The sequence below is a fragment of the Mycobacterium sp. genome, from assembly GCF_025933915.1.
Taxonomy (GTDB): domain Bacteria; phylum Actinomycetota; class Actinomycetes; order Mycobacteriales; family Mycobacteriaceae; genus Mycobacterium.
Map to the genome: position 1 here is coordinate 1 of NZ_JAICZA010000300.1, position 2359 is coordinate 2359.

A 2359-nucleotide genomic window follows, 5' to 3' on the forward strand; every position below is an offset into this window, starting at 1 on the left:
AGCTCGTATTTTGGCTTGTGGAACGGGATTTGACTCAGCAGCACGGGAATGTCAGCGGGTCACCGCGAGTACGGCTTCCGCCAGCTCGGGACGGCACACCACGACGTCCGGCAGCTTCGGGTCCGGCTGGTTGTAGGCCAGTGCAGACCCGTCGATGCGGGAAGTGTGCAGCCCGGCGGCGCGTGCCACCGCCACCGGAGCCGCGGAGTCCCATTCGAACTGGCCGCCGGCGTGTACGTACACATCGGACAACCCCTGGACGATCGAAGCCACCTTGGCGCCGGCCGAACCCATTTCCACCAGAACGCCGTCCAAGGCATCCCGGACGTTCAACGCGATGGCGGGTGGACGGGTGCGCGATACCACGATGCGCGGCTTGCCCGGCACGGCCGGAGGCGAGGCGATGTCGGGAGTGGCGAACGTGATGCCCTGCGCCGGCAACGCCACCGCTCCGGCAACCAGCTCACCGGCCTCCCACAGTGCGACGTGCACCGCCCAATCGTCGCGCCCGAGCTCGGAGAATTCCCGCGTCCCGTCCAGTGGATCGACGATCCAGACCCGCTCCGAGCGCAATCGCACCGGGTTGTCGGCGCCCTCCTCGGACAGCACCGCGTCGCCGGGCCGCTCCGCGGTGAGCGCCGCCATCAAAAAGTCGTGGGATCGCTTGTCCCCCGCCGCCTTTCGTTCGCTCGCTTCCGCCTCGGCGAACTCTTCCCGGACCCCGAGCAGCAGCCGACCGGCCTCGGTGGCCAACCGCGCGGCCAGATCATGGTCATTCATCGGAATCCTCGATAAGTTGGCAGTGATGACCAACTTTACCCTGCGAAGCAGTCGCGGACGGCCACCACCCCCGACGAAAAATTCGTCCGTAATCTGGTGGGTGTGAGCGGCAACGCCAACATCTCGTTATCGAGGCGGTTGCTGCACACCTCGCGGGGGCGCTTGATCGCGATCGGCATCGTGGCGGTCGTGGCGGTCGGGGTATTGGCCTTCGTGGGTGTGCGGCTGACCCAGGACGATCACAACGCGACGGGGCCCACTACCCCAGCGCCGTCGGCGCCGGAGAGCTTTGCTATCCCGGGCTGCTACAACCCCTCCGTCCCGCCGGTCCCGCGCCCTAAGAGACTCAACGTGCTGGGGTGCGCCAGTGTGGCGGTTGCGCTGCAGGACATGGCGTGGAACTCCTGGGGACCGCAGGGCGCCGACGGGACCGGCACGGCCGTGTTCAAGCTCTGCGACCCGAATTGCGCAGCCGGATCTCAGCTGACCGAGCCGGTGGTGGTGCACGCGTGGAATCCGCAGCCGCCGCGGCGCGAGGCCATCTGCAGTGCCGGCCTGGAGATCTTCGCCGACATGATCCTGGCCTTCCCCAAAGACGTCCCGCCGCCGAACGTGCAGAAGATGAACACCCAGTACAACGGGGAGCCGGCGGTGCACTTCGCCAACTACTCCAGCGGCGACACCCGCGGCACCCAATTCATCGGCTACACGTTCTGTAACTGACGCGCGGTGACCGCCGCTAGACCTCGATGACGACGGCGCCGCCCTGGCCGCCGCCGGCGCACATCGCCGCCACGCCGATACCGCCGCCGCGCCGGGCCAGCTCGTAGGCCAGCGTGGTCACCATGCGCGCGCCGGAGGCCGCGATGGGGTGGCCGAGGCTGCAGCCGCTACCGGAGAAGTTCACCTTCTCCTCGTCGAGGCCGTATTCCCGGCAGGCGGCGATCGGCACGGAGGCGAACGCCTCGTTGATCTCCCACAGGGTCACGTCGCCGGGCGACAAACCGGCGCGCTGCAGCACCTTTCCGATGACCTTGACCGCACCCAGGCCACAGTCCCGGGGCGGGACGCCCGCGGCGGCCCACGCCCTGACCGTGCCCATCACCTTGAGCTTCTCGGCCTCTGCGTAGTCGCGGTCGACCAGCGCGACCGCGGCGGCGGCGTCGTTCGTGCCGCTGCTGTTGCCCGCCGTGATCGAGAAGCCCTCGATCTCGGGGTGCAACACCTTGAGGCCGGCAAGTTTCTCGACGGTGGTGTCGCGGCGTGGGTGCTCGTCGACGGCGAACTCGATGACCGAACCGTCCGCCTGGGAGATCTTCAGCGGCAGGATCTCGTCGGCGAACTTGCCCGCATCCTGAGCCGCCACGGCGCGCTGATGCGACCGGGCCGCCCAGGCATCCATCTCCTCGCGCGTGATGCCGACCGTCTGGGCGGTGTTCCAGCCGACCGTGATGGACATGTCCTTGGCGGGCGCGTCGGGCGTCTCGACGTGCGTCGGCGGCATCCACCGCTCCTCGAATTTCAGCTCGGGCCCCGGGATCCGCCAGTTGGTCAGCGGCGTCATCGACAAGGACTGCAC

Annotated in this window: 3 protein-coding genes; 1 reads left to right on the top strand and 2 read right to left on the bottom strand. The window is 68.4% G+C overall.

Annotated elements, in window-relative coordinates; all coding sequences use genetic code 11:
- Positions 1 to 51: 51 nt before the first annotated feature.
- Positions 52 to 780, bottom strand: a complete 729-nt coding sequence (locus tag Q0W90_RS24275; protein WP_297699172.1) for a 3'(2'),5'-bisphosphate nucleotidase CysQ — start codon at positions 778 to 780, stop codon at positions 52 to 54.
- A 162-nt stretch (positions 781 to 942) separates the two neighbouring features.
- Here Q0W90_RS24275 and Q0W90_RS24280 point away from each other — a divergent pair, with 162 nt between their 5' ends.
- The gene (locus Q0W90_RS24280) at positions 943 to 1503 is read left to right on the top strand and encodes a hypothetical protein (RefSeq protein ID WP_297598616.1); all 561 of its coding nucleotides are present in this window, start codon (positions 943 to 945) and stop codon (positions 1501 to 1503) included.
- Between the two features lie 16 nt (positions 1504 to 1519).
- On the opposite strand, the gene Q0W90_RS24285 is transcribed toward Q0W90_RS24280, so the two are convergent.
- A partial coding sequence (locus Q0W90_RS24285; RefSeq protein WP_297777204.1) for a thiolase family protein occupies positions 1520 to 2359 on the bottom strand: 840 nt, incomplete at its 5' end.

Bases quoted from the DNA above. Each gene is read 5' to 3' on its own strand.
- Q0W90_RS24275 (WP_297699172.1), bottom strand. From the start codon at position 780: ATGAATGACCATGATCTGGCCGCGCGGTTGGCCACCGAGGCCGGTCGG.